Genomic DNA, 3,613 nt, shown 5'->3' with positions numbered 1-3,613 from the left:
GCCATGGCGCCAAGGTCAGCGGCGCTCGGCGACAGCGTATTGATCAGCGGACTGAAATCCGCTTCCGACGTTTCTTTGCGGTAGACACGGTATTCCGCGCCCTGGGCCTGGACAGGCGCCCATGACAGATTGACGGTTCCCGTCGAGGCATCGTACTGGGCGGTCAGCCCGCTGACCGGCACTGCTTCATTCGCCGGCTCTTGGGAAGGTACCGGAATATCGATATGATCCGGCTTCGGAAATGATTTCTCCGGATAATTCTTCACCACTTCCTCCATTACCTTGCCCCAGAACGCGGCGGCGAGCGGACTGCTGTTCTTCAGCAAATGCTGGCGGTCGGGATTGTCATAGCCCATCCATACCGCCGCCGTAAGCTCCGGCGTGTAGCCGACGAACCAGACGTCGCGGTTGGAATCCACGCCTCTGTAGCCGCTTTGGGTCGTTCCGGTCTTGCCCGCGACCGGACGGCCGATTCTCGCTTTTCTGCCGGTTCCGCTCTGCACGACCTCCTGCATCATCTCCGTCATCTGATAAGCGGTGCTTTCCTTCATTACGCGCTCGGCGTTCGTATTCGCCTTATAGACCGTTTCTCCCGTGCTGTCCGTTATCGATTTAATCGCATGGGCCTGCCTCAATTCACCGCCGTTGGCGAACGCGGTATAGGCCTGGGCCATCTCCAGCGTATTTGTGCCTTTGGACATGCCGCCCAGCGCCAGAGACAGGTTCTTGTCGTCATCCTGAAGCCCGATGCCCATTTTTTTGGCAAAATCGAAGCCGGTACCCACCCCGATCTCGTTAAGCAGCCATACGGCCGGGATATTTTCCGACTTCGTCAGCGCCTCGGTCATACTGATAGTGGACGAATAGCCGTGCAGATTGGTCGGACAGTAATCGCCGAAGCACTGCTTTGCGTTACTGATCTGCGAACTCATACTGAATTGGTCCGATTCAATCGCCGGGGCGTAAGATACGATCGGCTTGATCGATGAACCCGGAGACCGTCGGCTGTTTGTAATGCGGCTGTACCCTTTTTTCTCGTAATTACGTCCTCCGAGCAAAGCGACAATGCTGCCGTTCTCCTGGTTGATAATGACCATTGAGCCCTGTACCGGTTCGTCGTCGACGCTTTTTTCAAAATTGTCGCTGTCGGCAAAAGCGCTCTCGACCGTCTGCTGCGCATTCTTGTCCATGGTCGTATAGATTTTGTAACCGCCAATGTTGAGATCGTCTTCGGTAAGACCGAATTTGTCCTCCGCCTCGTCGATTGCGTAATCGATGAACGCCTGATAGCGCTGCTGCTTCGCCGGCGGCTTATAGTTGTAGTTGATATCCTTCGCCTCGTTCATCTGCTCCTGGGTGATATACCCCTGTTCGTACATCAACTGAAGCACCACCGCTCTGCGTTCCTTGGAAAGCTCAGGGTTGCGGAGAGGGTTGTAGCGGGAAGGACCCTTCGGCATCGCCGCCAGCGTCGCGATCTGCCACAGCTTCAGCTTGCTCAGGTTGCCTTCCCCGAAGTAGTGCTCGGATGCGGCCTTGATGCCGTAGATCGTGCCGCCAAAGTTGATCCGGTTAAGATAAAGCTCGAGGATCTCATCCTTCGTCTTCTGGCGCTCCAGCGCCATGGCGATGGACATCTCCGTCGCTTTGCGGAAGAACGTTTTGTCCCGGGTCAGGAAGATGTTCTTCGCAAGCTGCTGTGTAATCGTGCTGCCGCCTTCCACCATGCTGCGGGCGACGACGTCCTTGACGGCGGCCCGTCCGATCGACCACAGATCGACCCCGCTATGCTCTCTAAAACGTTTGTCCTCCGTCGCAATAAAAGCATTCTTGATTAAGTCTGGAATCTGCTTGCTGTCGACAGGCTCACTTTTTTCCAGGGACAGCTCCCCGATCAGATTCGCATTGCGGTCATAAATCTTGGTAGTTGGGTTGACCGTCAGCTTGCCCTCATTCTCGTTCAGCAGCTTCTCTCCGTTGATCGTGATGAACAGATAACCGCCAAGCGCGCAAAAGATAGCCAAAGCCGTTGTAAAAAACAAGGTCCACAAGATGCGCTTGCGGGTCAGCTTTTTCTTCTTCCCCGGCTTGGGCGGTTGTCCGGCTCCCCCTTTTCTGTGACGGTTCGACCGAAGTATCTCGTCGTTCGACATGTTGCCTCCTACTCCCCTAAAAAAGGTCATAAGTTTTATTTATCTCCGAATGAAAAGAACAACCTTATTCAGGTTGCTCTCTCACCCTTCTATTCAAACGAATCATAAGCAAAAAGGTTTCGCTTCGAACACATTCTGGCGTATTGGCATAAGCCCTAGGTTGCGGAAATTACTCTTCGGAAGCGTTATCCTGCATCAGGGATACGCTGCGCTGCGGCGTAAACGTTGAGATCGCATGCTTGTACACCATTTGCTGGCGTCCGTCGCTGTCGATCACGATGGTGAAATTGTCAAACGCTTTAATGATTCCCCGGATTTGAAAGCCGTTGGTCAAATATACTGTGGCAGGGATATTTTCTTTGCGAAGTTGGTTCAAGAACGTATCTTGGATGTTAATGGACTTGTTCATATGCCGTACCCCCAATGGTTCAATTAGATTGTTCAGAAGTATATTCAAGACCTGAATGAAACTTTCCTGCTATTATACCATGTATTTTCGAGAAATTCCCAGAAAAGTTTCCGCTGTCCGTGACATCGATCCAATGAATATCCTTCATGTGGCGAAACCAGGACAGCTGTCTTTTGGCGAAACGGCGCGTATCCCGCTTAAGAAGCGCCACCGATTCCTCCAGCGTCATCTCTCCCTCAAGATAGGCGGCGATCTCCTTGTAGCCGAGCCCTTGCATGGAAATGAGGTTCCGGCCGCAACCCCGATCCATCAGCCCTTTGACCTCTTCGACCAGCCCTTCCGCCAGCATTTCGTCGATTCGCTCTTCAATACGTTTATATAGTATTTGCCTGTCCATTGTCAAACCGACGAGGCAAAGGTCATAGGGAGACTCCGGTTTCCTGGCCGCCGGAGACTTGGACAGCGGCGTATCGGTCTGCCTGAAAATCTCAAGCGCGCGGATAATTCGCCGCCGGTCGTTCGGATGCAGCCGGGCGGCGCTGGCCGGGTCCACCTCGGCCAGCTTCGCATGCAGCGCCAGCGCGCCGTGCTCCTCCGCGAACCGGTCCATCTCCGCCCGGAAGGCCTCGTCGGCGACCGCCTCGGAGAAGCGGAAGCCGTAGCAGAGCGATTCAATATAAAGACCGGTGCCCCCGACAATGAACGGAAGCTTGCCTCTGGCGGAAATCTCGCCGATGAGCTTCCTGCCTTCCGTCTGGAATTCGGCAACCGAGTAAGGCTCCTGCGGATCATGGATATCGATCAGATGATGGGGAATGCCTTCCATCTCGGATATCTTGATCTTGGCTGTTCCGATGTCCATCCCGCGGTATACCTGCATCGAATCGCCGGAGATAATTTCCGCATGATACGCCGCGGCGATTGAAAGGCTGAGCCGCGTCTTGCCGACGGCAGTCGGACCGAGCAGCACCAGCACCTTAGGTTTAGCTTCTGTCATCAATTCGAATCACCCCGTACGATGTTTTGGCGCCCGGGCGAAGCTGCTCCGCGA

General features: G+C 54.4%; 3 protein-coding genes. All 3 read right to left on the bottom strand.

The annotated features are described in order from the left end of the window. A partial coding sequence (locus tag L692_RS0103215) for a transglycosylase domain-containing protein (protein WP_025697149.1) occupies positions 1-2,153 on the bottom strand: 2,153 nt, incomplete at its 3' end. A 169-nt stretch (positions 2,154-2,322) separates the two neighbouring features. Next, a complete protein-coding gene (gene hfq / locus L692_RS0103210; protein WP_025335243.1) occupies positions 2,323-2,562 on the bottom strand; it encodes an RNA chaperone Hfq in 240 nt (79 codons plus the stop codon). Between the two features lie 19 nt (positions 2,563-2,581). Continuing rightward, positions 2,582-3,562, bottom strand: coding sequence for a tRNA (adenosine(37)-N6)-dimethylallyltransferase MiaA (miaA, locus tag L692_RS0103205; protein WP_025697146.1), 981 nt, complete (start codon positions 3,560-3,562; stop codon positions 2,582-2,584). Between the last annotated feature and the right edge of the window lie 51 nt (positions 3,563-3,613).

It is taken from the genome of Paenibacillus forsythiae T98, assembly GCF_000520735.1.
Lineage (GTDB): Bacteria > Bacillota > Bacilli > Paenibacillales > Paenibacillaceae > Paenibacillus_AQ > Paenibacillus_AQ forsythiae.
Note: the sequence above shows the minus strand (reverse complement) of the source record. Positions and strands in the feature narration are given on the sequence as shown.

Bases quoted from the DNA above. Each gene is read 5' to 3' on its own strand.
- hfq (WP_025335243.1), bottom strand. From the start codon at position 2,562: ATGAACAAGTCCATTAACATCCAAGATACGTTCTTGAACCAACTTCGC.